At 64.1% G+C, this 16,089-nt stretch carries 17 protein-coding genes and 1 tRNA gene; 10 read left to right on the top strand and 8 right to left on the bottom strand.

The annotated features are described in order from the left end of the window. Positions 1–14: 14 nt before the first annotated feature. Positions 15–1,433 carry a deoxyribodipyrimidine photo-lyase gene (gene phrB, locus ACQKPE_RS03845; RefSeq protein ID WP_427663442.1) on the top strand — a complete coding sequence of 473 codons (1,419 nt, stop codon included), beginning with the start codon at positions 15–17 and terminating at the stop codon, positions 1,431–1,433. Here phrB and murI read toward each other — a convergent pair whose 3' ends face one another. From murI to hemA, 5 genes are read right to left on the bottom strand one after another with little or no spacing between them, the layout of a single operon-like run. Continuing rightward, on the bottom strand, positions 1,434–2,231 hold the full coding sequence (murI, locus tag ACQKPE_RS03840; protein ID WP_427663441.1) for a glutamate racemase: 798 nt from the start codon (positions 2,229–2,231) through the stop codon (positions 1,434–1,436). Further along, on the bottom strand, positions 2,224–2,979 hold the full coding sequence (locus ACQKPE_RS03835; protein WP_427663440.1) for a molybdopterin-synthase adenylyltransferase MoeB: 756 nt from the start codon (positions 2,977–2,979) through the stop codon (positions 2,224–2,226). Before ACQKPE_RS03835 ends, murI begins: the two co-directional genes overlap by 8 nt. Next, positions 2,973–3,803: a peptide chain release factor N(5)-glutamine methyltransferase gene (gene prmC / locus ACQKPE_RS03830; RefSeq protein ID WP_427663439.1), complete on the bottom strand. Its 831-nt coding sequence runs from the start codon at positions 3,801–3,803 to the stop codon at positions 2,973–2,975. The genes ACQKPE_RS03835 and prmC overlap by 7 nt, the downstream gene beginning before the upstream one ends. Beyond that, entirely contained in the window at positions 3,803–4,885 is a 1,083-nt protein-coding gene (gene prfA, locus ACQKPE_RS03825) for a peptide chain release factor 1 (RefSeq protein ID WP_427663438.1), read from the bottom strand. Before prfA ends, prmC begins: the two co-directional genes overlap by 1 nt. After that, the gene (gene hemA, locus ACQKPE_RS03820; RefSeq protein WP_427663437.1) at positions 4,882–6,159 is read right to left on the bottom strand and encodes a glutamyl-tRNA reductase; all 1,278 of its coding nucleotides are present in this window, start codon (positions 6,157–6,159) and stop codon (positions 4,882–4,884) included. The genes prfA and hemA overlap by 4 nt, the downstream gene beginning before the upstream one ends. Before the next feature lie 227 nt (positions 6,160–6,386). Here hemA and ACQKPE_RS03815 point away from each other — a divergent pair, with 227 nt between their 5' ends. The 8 genes from ACQKPE_RS03815 to ychF all read left to right on the top strand — a co-directional run bounded on the left by ACQKPE_RS03815 (position 6,387) and on the right by ychF (position 13,192). Next, entirely contained in the window at positions 6,387–8,114 is a 1,728-nt protein-coding gene (locus ACQKPE_RS03815) for a tetratricopeptide repeat protein (protein WP_427663436.1), read from the top strand. 3 nt (positions 8,115–8,117) lie between these two features. After that, the gene (gene lolB / locus ACQKPE_RS03810; RefSeq protein ID WP_427663435.1) at positions 8,118–8,735 is read left to right on the top strand and encodes a lipoprotein insertase outer membrane protein LolB; all 618 of its coding nucleotides are present in this window, start codon (positions 8,118–8,120) and stop codon (positions 8,733–8,735) included. Positions 8,736–8,739: 4 nt separating this feature from the next. Next, on the top strand, positions 8,740–9,600 hold the full coding sequence (ispE, locus tag ACQKPE_RS03805) for a 4-(cytidine 5'-diphospho)-2-C-methyl-D-erythritol kinase (RefSeq protein ID WP_427663434.1): 861 nt from the start codon (positions 8,740–8,742) through the stop codon (positions 9,598–9,600). A gap of 19 nt (positions 9,601–9,619) precedes the next feature. Then, positions 9,620–9,694: transfer RNA gene (locus ACQKPE_RS03800), tRNA-Gln, on the top strand. Positions 9,695–9,741: 47 nt separating this feature from the next. Then, positions 9,742–10,683: a ribose-phosphate pyrophosphokinase gene (locus tag ACQKPE_RS03795; protein WP_029614333.1), complete on the top strand. Its 942-nt coding sequence runs from the start codon at positions 9,742–9,744 to the stop codon at positions 10,681–10,683. Between the two features lie 122 nt (positions 10,684–10,805). Then, positions 10,806–11,405 (top strand): 50S ribosomal protein L25/general stress protein Ctc, encoded by a 600-nt coding sequence (locus ACQKPE_RS03790; protein WP_427663433.1) that lies wholly within the window; start codon positions 10,806–10,808, stop codon positions 11,403–11,405. Positions 11,406–11,485: 80 nt separating this feature from the next. Next, a complete protein-coding gene (pth, locus tag ACQKPE_RS03785; protein ID WP_427663432.1) occupies positions 11,486–12,070 on the top strand; it encodes an aminoacyl-tRNA hydrolase in 585 nt (194 codons plus the stop codon). Positions 12,071–12,091: 21 nt separating this feature from the next. Continuing rightward, the gene (gene ychF / locus ACQKPE_RS03780; protein ID WP_427663431.1) at positions 12,092–13,192 is read left to right on the top strand and encodes a redox-regulated ATPase YchF; all 1,101 of its coding nucleotides are present in this window, start codon (positions 12,092–12,094) and stop codon (positions 13,190–13,192) included. 56 nt (positions 13,193–13,248) lie between these two features. On the opposite strand, the gene ACQKPE_RS03775 is transcribed toward ychF, so the two are convergent. The 3 genes from ACQKPE_RS03775 to ACQKPE_RS03765 all read right to left on the bottom strand — a co-directional run bounded on the left by ACQKPE_RS03775 (position 13,249) and on the right by ACQKPE_RS03765 (position 15,175). Further along, positions 13,249–13,902 (bottom strand): cupin domain-containing protein, encoded by a 654-nt coding sequence (locus ACQKPE_RS03775; RefSeq protein WP_427663430.1) that lies wholly within the window; start codon positions 13,900–13,902, stop codon positions 13,249–13,251. Between the two features lie 74 nt (positions 13,903–13,976). Further along, positions 13,977–14,318 carry a carboxymuconolactone decarboxylase family protein gene (locus ACQKPE_RS03770; protein ID WP_427663504.1) on the bottom strand — a complete coding sequence of 114 codons (342 nt, stop codon included), beginning with the start codon at positions 14,316–14,318 and terminating at the stop codon, positions 13,977–13,979. An 83-nt stretch (positions 14,319–14,401) separates the two neighbouring features. Further along, on the bottom strand, positions 14,402–15,175 hold the full coding sequence (locus tag ACQKPE_RS03765; protein WP_427663429.1) for an SDR family NAD(P)-dependent oxidoreductase: 774 nt from the start codon (positions 15,173–15,175) through the stop codon (positions 14,402–14,404). 350 nt (positions 15,176–15,525) lie between these two features. Here ACQKPE_RS03765 and ACQKPE_RS03760 point away from each other — a divergent pair, with 350 nt between their 5' ends. Further along, entirely contained in the window at positions 15,526–15,999 is a 474-nt protein-coding gene (locus tag ACQKPE_RS03760) for a DoxX family protein (protein WP_427663428.1), read from the top strand. Positions 16,000–16,089: the final 90 nt, after the last annotated feature.

Here is a 16,089-nt window from a genome sequence, read left to right as displayed (position 1 = left end):
TCCGAGACCTCCCCATGCAGCTCATCTGGCTGCGCAGCGACCTGCGCATCAACGACAACACCGCCCTGAGCGCAGCCATGGCCAAGGGGCCGACCGTTGCCCTGTGGGTCGCCAGCCCAGGGCAATGGCTGGCCCACGACGATGCCCCGTGCAAGGTGGACTTCTGGCTGCGCAACCTGCGCGACCTGCGCAAGGCCCTCGACACGCTCAACGTCCCCCTGCTGATACGCCATACCGATACCTGGCAGCAGGTGCCACAGGTGCTGGCCGAGGTGTGCAAGGCTCAGCGCATCCAGGCCGTGCACTGGAACGATGAGTACGGCGTCAACGAAACCCTGCGCGATACCACCACCCGCGCCCAGCTTGAGCACGCAGGTATCGCAGTACATAGCCACCTCGACCAGTTGCTGTTCCAGCCCGGCACCCTGCTGACCCGCGCGGGCCACTACTTCCAGGTGTTCGGCCAGTTCCGCAAGGCCTGCCTGGAACACCTGCACCGCAGCCTGCCGTCCCAGGTGCCGCCGCCCAAGCCACAGGCGCCGCTGGGCATCGCCCACGACCCGATCCCTCAAGCCATCGATGGCTTCGACAAACCGCCACAGCCCCTGAGCAACCACTGGCACGCTGGCGAAGACGAGGCCCAAGCCCGGCTGACGCGCTTCGTCGACGAAGCGATCGAGGACTACCAGACCCAACGCGACCTGCCCGCGCGCCCCGGCACCAGCCAGCTTTCGCCTTACCTGGCCGCCGGGGTGATCTCGCCCCGGCAATGCCTGCACGCCGCCCTGGCCAGCAACCAAGGCGAGTTCGACAGTGGCAATGAAGGCGCGCGCACCTGGGTCAACGAGCTGCTGTGGCGCGAGTTCTACAAGCACATCCTGGTGGGTTATCCACAGGTCTCGCGGCACCAGCCGTTCCGCGAACACACCCGCAACCTGCCGTGGCGTAACGCGCCGTCCGACCTCAAGGCCTGGGAAGAGGGCCGCACGGGTTTTCCGATCATCGACGCGGCGATGCGCCAATTGCTGGAGACCGGCTGGATGCACAACCGCCTGCGCATGATCGTCGCCATGTTCCTCAGCAAGAACCTGTTGATCGACTGGCGCCAGGGCGAGCGGCACTTCATGCGTCACCTGATCGACGGCGACCTGGCGGCCAACAACGGCGGCTGGCAATGGAGCGCCTCCACCGGTACCGACTCGGTGCCCTACTTCCGCATCTTCAACCCGGTGACCCAGTCGCAGCGCTTCGACCCGCAAGGGCGCTTCATCCGCCATTGGCTACCGGAGCTTTCCAAGCTGGACGACAAGAGTATTCATCTGCCGAAGAAATCGGCGGACCTGTTCGCTGGCAACGATTACGTCTCGCCGATCGTCGACCTGGACAGCAGCCGCCAGCGGGCATTGGCAGCGTTCAAGGCCCTGTCGAACTGACTAGAGCGCGAAGGCCTGTACGCTACCGGGGCGGTTGAACAGCAACGGCAGGATGGCCTGCAAGCTGGCCGGCTCGGCGCTGCTCCAGAACGCCGCCTCGCGAGCCGGCCCCTCTGCCAGCAGCCCACGGGCCGCCAGCAGGCGCTCCAACTGCCGGGCGACGGCGGCGCCGGTGTCGATGATGGCCACGTGCTGCGGGACCATCTCGGCCAGCAGCGGGCGCAGGAAAGGATAGTGGGTGCAGCCGAGGATCACGGTGTCGCAACCGGCATCCAGCAGCGGCTGTACATAGCCGAACAGCAGTTGGCGCAGCACCGGGCTGCCGAGGTCGCCGGTCTCGATCAATTCCACCAGCCCCGGGCAAGGCTGGGTGACCACTTGTACATCGCTGGCGAAGCGGTCGAGCAGTGCCGCGAACTTGGCGCTCTGCAAGGTGCCGGTGGTGGCCAGCACACCAACCACGCCGGAGCGGGTGGCGGCAGCAGCAGGTTTGACGGCGGGCTCCATGCCCACCAGCGGCCAGTCCGGGTACAGTTCGCGAAGGTCGGCCACCGCCGCCACGGTGGCGGTGTTGCACGCCAGCACCATGGCCTTGGCACCTTGCTCGCGGAAGAACCCGGCAATGTGGCGGCAGCGCTGGCGGATGTAGTCAGCGGACTTCTCGCCATAGGGCACATGCCCGCAGTCGGCCACGTACAGCAGCGATTCGGCGGGTAGCAGGCGCTGGATCTCGCCGAGCACCGACAGCCCGCCGACCCCCGAGTCCATCACGCCGACCGGCGCCGAACGCTCAACCATGGCGTGGGCCACACACGGCGCAGGCCGGGTCGCGCTTGACCCGCAACTCGCGCATGCGTGTGCTCAGGGCATCGATCAACAGCAGGCGCCCCACCAGCGGCTCGCCGAAACCGGCCAGCAGCTTCAGCGCTTCCAGCGCCTGCAAGCTGCCCACCAGCCCCACCAGCGGGCCGATCACCCCGGCTTCGCTGCAGGTCAGTTCGGCTTCGCTGCCATGGCCATACAGGCAGTGGTAGCAAGGGCTGTTATCACGTCGCGGGTCGAACACCGACAACTGCCCTTCCAGGCGGATGGCCGCGCCGCTGACCAGCGGCTTGCCCGCTGCCACGCAGGCCGCGTTGACCGCCTCGCGGGTGGCGAAGTTGTCACTGCAATCGAGCACCAGGTCAACCGCCGCCACCGCAGCGGCGAGGGAGTCTTCGTCCAGCGCCTGGCGATGGGCGACAAGGGAAATTTCCGGGTTGATCGCCTGCAAGCGTTGCAGCGCCGAGTCGACCTTGCTCATGCCGACGCTGGCGCTGTCGTGGATGACCTGGCGTTGCAGGTTGGTCAGGTCGACCGTGTCGAAGTCCGCCAGGTGCAACTCACCGACACCGGCGGCTGCCAGGTAAAGCGCCACTGGCGAGCCCAGGCCACCAAGGCCGACCACCAGTGCCTTGCTCTGCTTGAGCCGCAACTGGCCATCGATATCGACCTGGGACAGCAGAATCTGCCGGCTGTAGCGCAGCAGCTCCTGGTCGCTCAGCATGGCAGGCGCCCCAGGCTGATGCGGGTGTGGCCGGCCAGGTCGTGGCGGCTGCTCACCTCGACGAAGCCATGCTGGGTCAACAACCCGCGCACAGCTTCGGCCTGGTCGTAGCCATGTTCGAGCAGCAACCAGCCGCCCGGCAGCAGGTGCTGCGGCGCCTGGGCGACGATCACTCGCAGATCGTCCAGGCCATCGCTGCCCGCCACCAGCGCACTGCTGGGCTCGAAGCGCACATCGCCCGCGCTCAGGTGCGGGTCTTGGGTCGCGATGTAGGGCGGGTTGCTCAGGATCAGGTCATAGCGCTCGCCGACCAGGCTGTCGTACCAGTGGCTGGCGAGCACCTTGGCATTGCCCAGGTTCAGCCGCTGGCGGTTGCGCTCGGCCAGGGCCACGGCGTCTTCGATGCGGTCTACGGCGGTCACCTGCCAGGCCGGTCGCTCGCTGGCCAGGGCCAGGGCGATGGCGCCGGTGCCGGTGCCCAGGTCGAGCACCTTGGCCGGGGTGGCGGGCACCAGCTCCAGTGCAGCCTCCACCAACAGCTCGGTTTCCGGGCGGGGAATCAAGGTATGCGGCGCGACCTCCAGGTCGAGCTTCCAGAACCCCTGCTGCCCGAGGATATAGGCCACCGGCTCGCCAGCTCGGCGGCGCGCCAGGTAGCTGGCGAAGGTGTCGGCGGCTTCGCTGCTGACGATGCGCTCGGGCCAGGTGTGCAGGAAGCTGCGCGACTTGCCCAAGGCAGCGGCCAGCAGCAGTTCGGCGTCCAGGCGCTCGGTGGGCGAGTCGGGCAGCTGCGCGTTGCGCAGCAGGCTGGCGATGATGGTCATCAGTCCCCCAGGGCGGCCAGTTGATCGGCCTGGTATTCGGCCAGCAAGGGTTCGATCACGGCATCGACCCCACCGGCCAGCACGTCGTCGAGGGAGTACAGGGTCAGGTTGATGCGGTGATCGGTCACCCGCCCCTGTGGGTAATTGTAGGTGCGGATGCGCTCGGAACGGTCGCCGGAACCGACCAGCAGCTTGCGCTCACTGGCGATGGCGTTCTGCGCGGCGCTGGTCTGCATGTCGTTGAGCTTGGCCGACAGCCAGGACATCGCCCGGGCGCGGTTCTTGTGCTGGGAACGTTCTTCCTGGCACTCCACCACGATGCCGGTGGGCAAGTGGGTGATACGAATGGCCGAGTCGGTCTTGTTGACGTGCTGGCCACCTGCGCCCGAGGCGCGGTAGGTATCGACGCGCAGGTCCGCCGGGTTGATCTCGATCGCCACCTGCTCGTCGGGCTCGGGCAGCACGGCAACGGTGCACGCCGAGGTATGGATGCGCCCCTGGGACTCGGTCTCGGGCACCCGCTGCACGCGGTGTGCGCCGGACTCGAACTTCAGCTTGCCATAAACGCTGTCGCCCTCGACCCGGGCGATGATCTCTTTATAGCCGCCGTGCTCACCCTCGTTCTCCGAGAGGATTTCCAGGCGCCAGCCGCGCTTCTCGGCATAACGCGAATACATGCGGAACAGGTCTCCGGAGAAGATCGCCGCCTCGTCGCCGCCGGTACCGGCACGAATTTCCAGGAACACGTTACGCCCATCGTTGGGGTCCTTGGGCAGCAGCATGCGTTGCAGCTGCGATTCCATTTCCACCAGCTGCTCCTTGGCTTCGCGCACTTCCTCCACGGCCATTTCGCGCAGGTCCGGGTCGCTGTCCTTGAGCAGTGCCTGGGCGCCTTCGAGGTCGTCCTGCACCTTGCACCAGGCCTTGTAGGCGACGAACACCGGCTCGACCTCGGCGTACTCGCGCGAATAGGCGCGGAAACGGGTCTGGTCGGAAATGACTTCGGCGTCACCGAGCAGCGCGGTGAGTTCCTCGAAGCGGTCCTGGAGGATTTCCAGTTTTTTCAGCAGCGACGCTTTCATTGCGGGGTCTTGTCCGTCGAGCCCTCGTTGAGGGCAAAGAGTTCCTGAGCCATGGCCAGCGCATCGACGCGGCCTTCGGCAGAGAGCTTTTTCAGTTGCACGCTGGGCGCGTGCAGCAATTTATTGGTCAGGCCCCGGGCCAACTGGGCCAACACGTCCTCGGGGTTGCTGCCATTGGCCAACAGGCGCAGGGCCTTTTGCAGTTCTTCGTCGCGGGTGCGCTCGCTTTGCTGGCGGTAGGCCTTGAGCACATCCACCGCGGCCAGCTCGCGCAGGCGCACCATGAAGTCGTCGGCGCCCACGCTGACCAGCTCTTCGGCAGCCTGCGCCGCGCCCTGGCGGCTCTTGAGGTTTTCCGCGACCACCTCGTGCAGGTCATCGACGGTATAGAGGTAGACGTCGTCCAGCTCGCCCACCTGCGGTTCGATATCTCGCGGTACGGCGATATCGACCATGAAGATCGGCTTGTGCCGACGCTGCTTCAGCGCACTTTCCACCGCGCCCTTGCCGAGAATCGGCAACTGGCTGGCGGTAGAACTGATGACGATATCGCTGTTGGCCAGTTCCTGGGGGATGTCGGCCAGCAGCACGGCATGGGCGCCGAACTGCTCGGCGAGAATGCTCGCCCGCTCCAGGGTACGGTTGGCCACGACGATGCGCTTGACGCCCTGCTCGTGCAGATGGCGGGCGACCAGGGTGATGGTTTCGCCGGCGCCGATCAGCAGCGCCTGGCTGCGGCCCAGGTCGGCGAAGATCTGCCGCGCCAGGCTGACGGCGGCGAACGCCACCGACACCGGGTTTTCACCGATCGCAGTGTCGGTACGCACCTGCTTGGCGGCATTGAAGGTGGCCTGGAACAGCCTGCCGAGCAACGGGCCGATGGTGCCCGCCTCGCGAGCCACGGCGTAGGCCGACTTCATCTGCCCGAGGATCTGCGGCTCGCCAAGCACCAGCGAGTCGAGGCCGGAGGCCACGCGCATCATGTGCCGCACCGCATCGTGCTCTTCGTGCACGTAGGCGCTGGCGCGCAGCTCGTCGAGGCTCAGGCGGTGGTAGGTAGCCAGCCACTGCAACACGGCATCGGCCGACAGGTGATCCTGCTCTATATAAAGCTCGCTGCGGTTGCAGGTGGAGAGGATCGCCGCCTCGCGGCTGTCGGTCAGTCGGCAGAGCTGCTGCAGCGCCTCGACCAGCTGCTCGGGGGTAAACGCCACGCGCTCGCGTACGTCTACCGAGGCAGTCTTATGGTTGATACCGAGGGCGAGAAAGGCCATGCAAGGTCGCTGGTTGTGACGTGAAGCCGATAATTGTCCTCTTTCGCAGGTTTTTGGACAACCACCGTTCGCTATTGTCGTCATGCAAGGCCACTATTGTGTGCAGATCGGCGCAGAACGACAACGCCCCCCCGTTGTCCCAAATGACACGCTGCAACGCAGGTGGGTTTGCCACCCAGCTTGTGTCATGATGCCCCGACCGCCGGTAAGCCCTTCTTAAAGCCTCTATGAACAGATCCTACGCATTGCTGCTAGCACTCGCCCTGCTCCAGGGCTGCCAGAGCCTGGCCCCGAAGCACGACGAGGCCGAGCCGCCCGTCGCCGAGGCCGGCAAAGGCGCGCCGGAAAAGCCCGTGGTGTATGGCTCGTTCAAGCAGGACACGCTCTATAGCCTGTTGGTGGCGGAGCTGGCCGGCCAGCGCAACCGCTTCGACATCGCCCTGGCCAACTACGTCAATCAGGCCGAGAAAACCCAGGACCCGGCGGTTTCCGAGCGCGCCTACCGCATCGCCGAGTACCTCGGTGCCGACGAGCCAGCTCTGGACACCGCACTCATCTGGGCACGCAACGACGCCGAGAACCTCGACGCACAACGCGCCGCCGCCATCCAGCTGGCCCGCGCCGGGCGCTACGACGACGCCATGGCCTACATGGAGAAAGTACTCCAGGGCCAGGGCGACACGCACTTCGATTTCCTCGCCCTCGCCGCTGCTGAAACCGACCAGAGCACCCGCGACGGCCTGATGCAAAGCTTCGACCGCCTGCTGGTGAAATACCCGGAAAATGGCCAGTTGCTGTTCGGCAAGGCCCTGCTGCTGAACCAGGACGGCAAGAGCGAAGAAGCCCTGGAGCTGCTCGAAAGCCACCCGGTACAGAACGGCGAGATTGCCCCCGTACTGCTGCGCGCCCGTCTGCTCCAGGCCCTGGACCGTGGTCCGGAAGCCCTGCCGCTGCTGCGCGGCGCCATTCGCGACAACCCCGATGACAAGCGCCTGCGCCTGACCTACGCGCGCACCCTGGTAGAGCAGGACCGCATCCAGAATGCCAAGGCCGAGTTCGAGAACCTGGTGCAGCTGTACCCCGACGACGACGAACTGCGCTACTCCCTGGCCTTGGTGTGCATGGAGAACAAGGACTGGGAGGAAGCCGAAGGCTACCTGCAAGAGCTGGTCGAGCGCGACAGCAACGTCGACGCCGCGCATCTGAACCTGGGGCGCATCCGCGAAGAGCTCAACACCCCGGCCGCCGCGCTGCGCGAATACGCCCTGGTCGGTCCAGGCCCCGACTACCTGGCCGCACAACTGCGCCAGGCCGATATCCTGATCGCCAACGGCCGCAGCGCCGAAGCCTCGCGCTTGCTCGCAGAGGCCCGCGAAGCGCAGCCCGACTACGCCATCCAGCTGTACCTGATCGAGGCCGAAAGCTTGGGCAACAACGCCAAGGAAGCCCAGGCCGACCAGGTGTTGCAACAAGCGATCAAGCGCTACCCCGACGACCTCAACCTGCTCTACACCCGCGCCATGCTGGCGGAAAAACGTGGCGACCTGGCCGAGATGGAAAAGGACTTGCGCGCGATCATCCGCCGCGAGCCCGAGAACGCCATGGCCCTCAACGCCCTGGGCTACACCCTGGCGGATCGCACTACCCGCTACGCCGAGGCCAAGGCCCTGATCGAAAAGGCCCACCAGCTGACTCCCGACGACCCGGCCGTGCTCGACAGCCTCGGCTGGGTCAACTACCGCCTGGGCAACCTGGCCGAGGCCGAGCGCTTTCTGCGCCAGGCCCTGGAGCGCTTCCCCGACCACGAGATCGCCGCCCACCTGGGCGAGGTACTGTGGGCCAAGGGCGAGCGCCGCGAAGCCCGCCAGGTCTGGGCCAAGGCCTTCGAAGCCCAGCCCGACAGCCCCATTCTGCGCAAGACCATTTTGCGCCTGACCGGATCCGAGACTCTCTAAGCCATGTTCCTGCGTCATTGCATCACCTTCACCCTGATTGCCCTGCTGGCCGGTTGCGCCGGCTTCGGCACCCGCGAGGCCCTGCAAGGCCAGGGCGACCCGCAGCAGTGGCGCGCCCATAAAGAGCAGTTGAGCAGCCTCGACGGCTGGCAGATCAACGGCAAGGTCGGCATCCGCGCGCCCCGCGACTCCGGCAGCGGCACGCTGTTCTGGTTGCAACGCCAGGACTACTACGACATCCGCCTGGCCGGCCCCCTGGGCCGCGGCGCCGCACGCCTGACCGGACGCCCCGGCGGCGTGGTGCTGGAGGTGGCCAACCAGGGCCGCTTCGAGGCAGCCAACCCCGAAGCGCTGCTCGAAGAACAACTCGGCTGGCAACTGCCGGTGTCGCACCTGGTGTGGTGGGTGCGCGGCCTGCCGGCACCCGACAGCAAGAGCCAGCTGACCCTGGACGGCGACAGCCGCCTGGCCAGCCTGAACCAGGACGGCTGGCAGGTGCAGTACCTGAGCTATACCGAGCAGAATGGCTACTGGCTGCCCGAGCGCCTGAAGCTGCAGGGCGAGAACATCGACGTGACCCTGGTGGTCAAGGACTGGCAGCCGCGCCAGCTTGGCCACTGAGCCCATGGACAAGCTCACCCTGCCCGCCCCGGCCAAGCTCAACCTGTGGCTGCACATCATCGGCCGCCGCCCCGATGGCTACCACGAGCTGGAAACCGTGTTCCAGTTCCTCGACCACGGCGACGAGTTGAGCTTCGCCCTGCGTGAAGATGGCCAGATCCAGCTGCACAGCGACCTCACCGACGTGCCCCACGACAGCAACCTGATCGTGCGCGCCGCGCGCCAGCTCAAGGAACAGTCAGGCACCGTCCTGGGCGCCGATATCTGGCTGCACAAGGTGCTGCCCATGGGTGGCGGCATCGGCGGCGGCAGCTCCGATGCCGCCACTACCCTGCTCGCCCTGCACCACCTGTGGCAGCTGGACTGGAGCGAAGACCGCCTGGCCGCCCTGGGCCTGACCCTGGGCGCCGACGTGCCGGTGTTCGTGCGCGGCCACGCGGCCTTCGCCTCGGGTGTCGGCGAGCAGCTGGAACCGGTCGAGCCCGAGGAGCCCTGGTACGTCGTGCTGGTGCCGCAAGTGTCTGTCAGCACAGCGGAAATTTTTTCGCATCCAGAGTTGACACGTGATTCCCTCCCCCTTAAGATGCGCCCCGTTCCCGAGGGAAACAGTCGAAATGACTGCCAACCGGTGGTCGAGCAGCGTTATCCAGAAGTTCGCAATGCGTTGAATTCCCTGGGTAAATATACGAAGGCTCGAATGACCGGTACTGGAAGTTGCGTGTTTGGGGCCTTCCCAAGCAAAGCCGAAGCTGGTAGAGTTCTGGCCCTTCTTTCAGCGGCCCATACAGGGTTTGTGGCTAAGGGAAGCAACGTTTCGATGTTGCATCGCAAGCTGCAAAGTCTGATCAAGAAGTCGAGTGCCTAGCGCTCGCAGCAACAGATACAGGGGCGTCGCCAAGCGGTAAGGCAGCAGGTTTTGATCCTGCCATGCGTTGGTTCGAATCCAGCCGCCCCTGCCATTTTCCTTATACTCATCCAGGTTACCCTCAGCCTTCAGGTACTGCGCGTGTCCAAGATGATGGTCTTCACGGGGAATGCCAACCCCGATCTGGCTCGGCGTGTCGTACGTCAGCTGCATATCCCACTGGGTGATGTTTCTGTCGGTAAATTCTCCGACGGCGAAATCAGCACTGAGATTAATGAGAACGTCCGCGGTAAGGACGTATTTATCATTCAGCCGACCTGCGCCCCGACCAACGATAACCTGATGGAACTGGTAGTGATGGCCGATGCCTTCCGCCGCTCCTCAGCTTCGCGAATCACCGCCGTGATTCCTTACTTCGGATACGCCCGCCAGGACCGCCGTCCGCGTTCGGCACGTGTAGCCATCAGCGCCAAAGTCGTCGCTGACATGCTCACTGTCGTGGGTATCGACCGTGTACTCACCGTCGACCTGCACGCTGACCAGATCCAGGGGTTCTTCGATATCCCCGTCGACAACATCTACGGCTCGCCCGTACTGGTCGACGACATCGAAGACCAGCGTTTCGATAACCTGATGATCGTCTCCCCGGACATCGGTGGCGTGGTGCGTGCACGCGCTGTCGCCAAGTCCCTGGGCGTCGACCTGGGTATCATCGACAAACGCCGCGAGAAGGCCAACCACTCCGAAGTGATGCATATCATCGGCGACGTCGAAGGACGCACCTGCATCCTGGTAGACGACATGGTCGACACCGCCGGCACCCTGTGCCACGCGGCCAAGGCCCTGAAAGACCACGGCGCTGCCAAGGTCTACGCCTATTGCACGCACCCGGTACTGTCGGGCCGTGCGATCGAGAACATCGAGAAGTCGGTGCTCGACGAGCTGGTGGTGACCAACACCATCCCGCTGTCCGCCGCCGCTCAAGCCTGTGACCGTATCCGCCAGTTGGATATCGCACCGGTTGTCGCTGAAGCGGTACGCCGCATCAGCAATGAAGAATCGATCAGCGCGATGTTCCGCTAACGCGGAATACGTGTTGATGTGAAGCGCCCCGCCCCAACACTTCGTTGGGGCGGGGCTTTTTTGCCATCCCCGTCAGGCGCTGGTCGCAAACGCCTTTCGGGAGGCTAATTTGGAGAAACAAAATGACTGATTTCACCCTGAACGCCCAAGCGCGTACTGACCTGGGGAAAGGTGCGAGCCGCCGCCTGCGTCACTCGCTGAGCATCCCTGCCGTTGTCTACGGTGGCAACAAGGACGCCCAGTCCCTGACCATCGTCGCCAAGGAAATCGCCAAGCTGTTCGAGGACGAAGCTGCCTTCAGCCACGTTCTGCAACTGAACGTTGACGGCACCAAGCAAGACGTCATCGTCAAGGCCCTGCAGCGCCACCCAGCCAAAGGCTTCATCATGCACGCCGACTTCGTTCGCGTCGTTGCTGGCCAGAAGCTGACCGCCAAGGTTCCGGTTCACTTCGTTGGTGAAGAAGCGCCGATCAAGAAAGGCGGCGAGATCTCCCACGTTGAATCCGAGATCGAAGTGTCCTGCGAAGCCAAGGACCTGCCAGAGTTCATCGAAGTTGACCTGAGCAAGGCCGAAATCGGCACCATCATCCACCTGTCGGACCTGAAAGCTCCGAAAGGCGTAGAGTTCGTCGCTCTGGCCCACGGTGATGACAAAGCTGTTGCCAACGTTCACGCTCCGCGCGTTTCCGCCGAAGCTGCTGAAGAAGGCGCTGCCGAGTAATCCACTCGCACGCCGGCGTTGATCGGGTTACAGTGCCGCGCGCACTGTAGCCCACCAACTCCAAGGAAAGAGCCCCTGACGTGACCGCCATCCAGTTGATCGTCGGCCTGGGTAACCCAGGCCCCGAATACGAACAGACCCGGCATAACGCAGGGGCTCTTTTCGTTGAACGCATTGCCAGCGCCCAGCGCGTTTCGCTGTCCGCTGATAAAAAGTATTTCGGCCTGACGGCTAAGTTCAGCCATCAAGGCAACGATGTTCGTTTGCTCATCCCCACCACCTACATGAACCGCAGCGGCCAAGCCGTGGCGGCCCTGGCCAATTTCTTCCGCATCAAGCCGGAAGCGATCTTGGTGGCGCACGACGAACTCGACCTGCCCCCCGGCGTCGCCAAGCTCAAGAAAGGCGGCGGCCACGGTGGGCACAACGGCCTGCGCGACATCATCGCGCAGCTCGGCAACCAGAACGACTTCCACCGCCTGCGGCTTGGCATTGGCCACCCGGGCGACGCCAAACTGGTCTCCAACTTCGTCCTGGGCCGCGCGCCGCGCGCCGAGCAGGAGAAGCTCGACGCCAGCATCGATTTTGCCCTCGGCGTGCTGCCGGACGTACTCGCTGGCGACTTCGCCAAGGCGATGCGTGAACTGCACGGCCAGAAGGCCTGATTTCCTAGAGAGGGGAATACCATGGGTTTCAATTGCGGCATCGTCGGCCTGCCCAACGTCGGCAAGTCCACCCTGTTCAACGCCCTGACCAAGTCGGGTATCGCGGCAGAGAACTTCCCCTTCTGCACCATCGAGCCCAACAGCGGCATCGTGCCGATGCCCGATGCGCGCCTGGCGGCGCTGGCGGAAATCGTCAAGCCTAACCGCATCCTGCCGACCACCATGGAGTTCGTCGACATCGCAGGCCTGGTGGCCGGCGCGTCGAAAGGCGAAGGCCTGGGCAACAAGTTCCTCGCCAACATCCGCGAGACCGACGCCATTGCCCACGTGGTGCGCTGCTTCGAAGACGAGAACGTGATCCACGTTTCCAACAGCGTCGACCCCAAGCGTGACATCGAGATCATCGACCTCGAGCTGATCTTCGCCGACCTCGACAGCTGCGAGAAGCAACTGCAGAAGGTTGCCCGCAACGCCAAGGGCGGCGACAAGGAAGCCCTGGCGCAGAAGGCCATCCTCGAGAAGCTCATCCCGCACTTCACCGAAGGCAAGCCTGCGCGCAGCCTGATGAAGAACATGGCAGACGACGAGAAGGCGGCCATCCGCGGCTTCCACCTGCTGACCAGCAAGCCGGTGATGTACATCGCCAACGTGGCCGAAGACGGCTTCGAGAACAACCCGCACCTGGACGTGGTCAAGGCCATCGCCGAGGAAGAAGGCGCGGTGGTGGTGCCGGTGTGCAACAAGATCGAAGCCGAGATCGCCGAGTTCGACGACGGCGAAGAGAAGGACATGTTCCTCGAGGCCCTGGGCCTGGAAGAGCCGGGCCTGAACCGCGTGATCCGCGCCGGTTACGAGCTGCTCAACCTGCAAACCTACTTCACTGCCGGTGTGCAGGAAGTCCGCGCCTGGACCGTACGTGTAGGCGCCACCGCGCCACAAGCGGCCGGTGTTATCCACACCGACTTCGAGAAAGGCTTCATTCGCGCCGAAGTGGTGGCCTACGACGACTTCATCCAGTTCAAGGGTGAAGGCGGTGCCAAGGAAGCTGGTAAGTGGCGCCTGGAAGGCAAGGACTACATCGTCAAGGATGGCGACGTGATGCACTTCCGCTTCAACGTCTAATCGACGCGTTAGACCAAAAACCCCCGTGATCGCCTGGCGATACGGGGGTTTTTACGTTAACAGCCCAGGTGGCCGGTCTTGAGATAAACAGTGCCTCCCTGGGGCCCCGCAAAAAGGTGGGCGCCTTCATCGGCTGGCAACCGCAGCCAACTCCCTCGCTCATGCAGCGCGCAATCCGCGCCGATACTCCCCTCAAGCACCAGTAGCTCAACCCCTTGTGGCCGTTCGCTAAAAAGCGCTTCCCCCGGCGCAAGGCGCATCAGGCACACCTGCTCGTACTCCCCATGGAACAGCGGGCAAACCTCGCCCACGCCCTGCCGATACCAGTTGGAAGGCGCACGGGTATCGATGCGCACATGACGCTGCTCGTGGGCCGGCATCTGCTGCAACTTGACGAAGATGATCGCGCCCTCGGCGCTGGAAGGCTGGTGACTGGAGCCCGGAGGGTTACGCAGGTACCACCCGGCCGGGTAGTCGCCGCCCTCGTCGGAAAAGGTGCCCGACAGTACCAGGATCTCCTCCCCACCCGGGTGCGGGTGGCGTGGGAAACGCGAGTCGGGGGCATAGCGCACGATACTGGTCGCACGCGCCTGCTCTGCCCCTACCCGGTCCAGCATCACCCTTTCGACGCCCATTTGCGGCGAAGCCACCCAATGGTATTGGTGCGGCGACACGATGGCGGGCAGGGTGAAGTCGGCGTTGATCAACATGCGTGATATCCAATCGGGATGACAGGGAAACCGGCCACAGCACAGTAACGTCCGGCTCCCGTCGAGACGATGAGTTACTTGCCAGGCAACTGCTGGTAGGCCTCCATGACACGCGCCGAGTAGGTCAGCGCAGCCCCTGCATTCAACGCGATGGCAACGCCCAGCGCTTCGGCGATTTGCGCCTGGGTGGCGCCGTGCTCGACAGCCTTCTGGGTGTGCACGGCAATGCAGCCATCGCAGCGGGTGGTAACGGCTACTGCCAAGGCGATCAGCTCATGCACCTTGGGCTCCAGGTGGCCGGTCTTGGCCGCCGCGTTGTCCATGGTCACCAGGCCGCGCATCACATCGGGGCTTTGCTTGGCATAGTCACCCACGCGGTCCATCAGGGCGTCACGGTAGGTATTCCAGTCTTGCATCATGGTGTTTCTCCAGTCGGAAGGTTACAGCCGGACGTGGCATCACGACAGGCTGTATTGATGAAAACAGTCGAGCGGGGGCTTTAATTGCGACCCGCCATGACCCCGCCATCGACATCCCAGATAGCGCCCGTTACCCAACTGGCCTGCTCGGAAAGCAGGAAGGCGACGATCCCAGCGACGTCATCCGGTGTGCCGACACGGCCGATTGGGTGGAAGCTGTTGAAGCCCTGCAACGCATCGTGCACTTCGGCTTTTGGAATGAAGCCTTCGTAGATCGGGGTCTGCACCACGGCCGGGGAAACCGCGTTCACACGAATACCCTTGGGCGCCAGCTCCATCGCCAGGTGCTGGGTCAGCGAATGCAGGCCGGCCTTGGCCATGGAATAGGCCGAGGACGGCGTGGCAGCGATCGCCTGCTTGGCCCACATCGAACCGATGTTCACGATGGCACCTGGGCGCTCGCGCTTCACCAGGTTCGCGGCGACTTGCTGGGTGATGAAGAAGAACGCCTTGTTCAGCTTCATGTACTGGTCGTAGTCGGCCCCCTGGTGTTCAAGGAAAGGTTTGGGGAAGAACACACCCGCCGCATTCACCAGCAGGTCGATATCGGCGTGCTGCTCGGCAAGGGTCTCGATCAATTTGGCCAGGCCTTCGTCGCTGGCCAGGTCGGCGGTCAGCGCCGTTACGCTGCCAAGCTCGGCAAGCATTTGCCGAGCCTGCTCGGTTTTCTCTGGGCGGTGGCCGATGATCACCACACTGGCGCCTTCGGCGAGCACCCTGCGGGCCGTTTCGAAGCCCATGCCGCTGGTGCCACCGACGACCAGCAGTTTCTTGCCTTTGAATGAATTGCTCATTGGAGACCTCTTCGCACCTGCCCATGGCAGGCGCCTGGTTGACGGGAACGAGGCGCTTGCGAAGCGTTTATCACAGAAGAAAAACTTTCCATGGTTCGAACACTTCGACTATTCGCCATTGGCCGCGGGCTGCTTTAACACTTATCCCTTGGCCTTGAAGCGCATCTTCTTCGCTTCGTGCCCCGTCAACAAACGAGATTAAACAGCCAATAGACAAAGAAAAACTTTATCGATGCGCACTACCTGCTGGATTGTTGATGCTTCTGGAACAGACAAGTCAACTGGCTCTGGTTTATCCCAAGGACTCCAACCACCACTATGGGCAACGCTTCCCTCATCGAGGCCTGCCCATGGCAAATCACACACAAGAACGCCTGCTGTTTCCTTCTCTGGGACGTATCTACAGCCACGCCGAGCCCTGGCTCTACGCCCTGCTGCGCTGCGGTTTCGGCTTGGTGATGCTGACCCACGGCTTGCCGAAGCTGCTCGGCACGGGCCACGGCTCGATGGCCGACCCGATGGCCGGCTCGATCAACCTGATCGGCAACGTCATGGGCCTGCCCTTCGCCGAGGAACTGGCGATGCTGGTCATGCTCCTGGAAACCCTCGGCGCAATGATGCTGGCGCTGGGCTTGCTCAGCCGTCCGATTGCCCTGGCCATGGCCGTGGAGATGGTCGGGATCTGTTATGCGCTTGGCCCGACCTGGCCATGGATCGATCGCGGCATCGAGTACCCGGTGGTTCTCGCGGGCGTGGCGTTGTACATCGCCGTGCGTGGCAGCGGGCGCCTGTCGCTGGACCGCGTGGTCGGGATCACGGTCTGAATACTGGAAAAACAAAACCCGCAGGCACGGCGCATACCTTGTGGGTAGCACCGAGCCTGCGGTAACCGAGCACCTCGTTTAGAGGCTCCC

It is taken from the genome of Pseudomonas sp. NPDC089554 (genome assembly GCF_050280645.1).
Taxonomy (GTDB): domain Bacteria; phylum Pseudomonadota; class Gammaproteobacteria; order Pseudomonadales; family Pseudomonadaceae; genus Aquipseudomonas.
The sequence above is the reverse complement of the archived record's forward strand: the minus strand, read 5'-3'. Positions and strand labels throughout refer to the sequence as shown.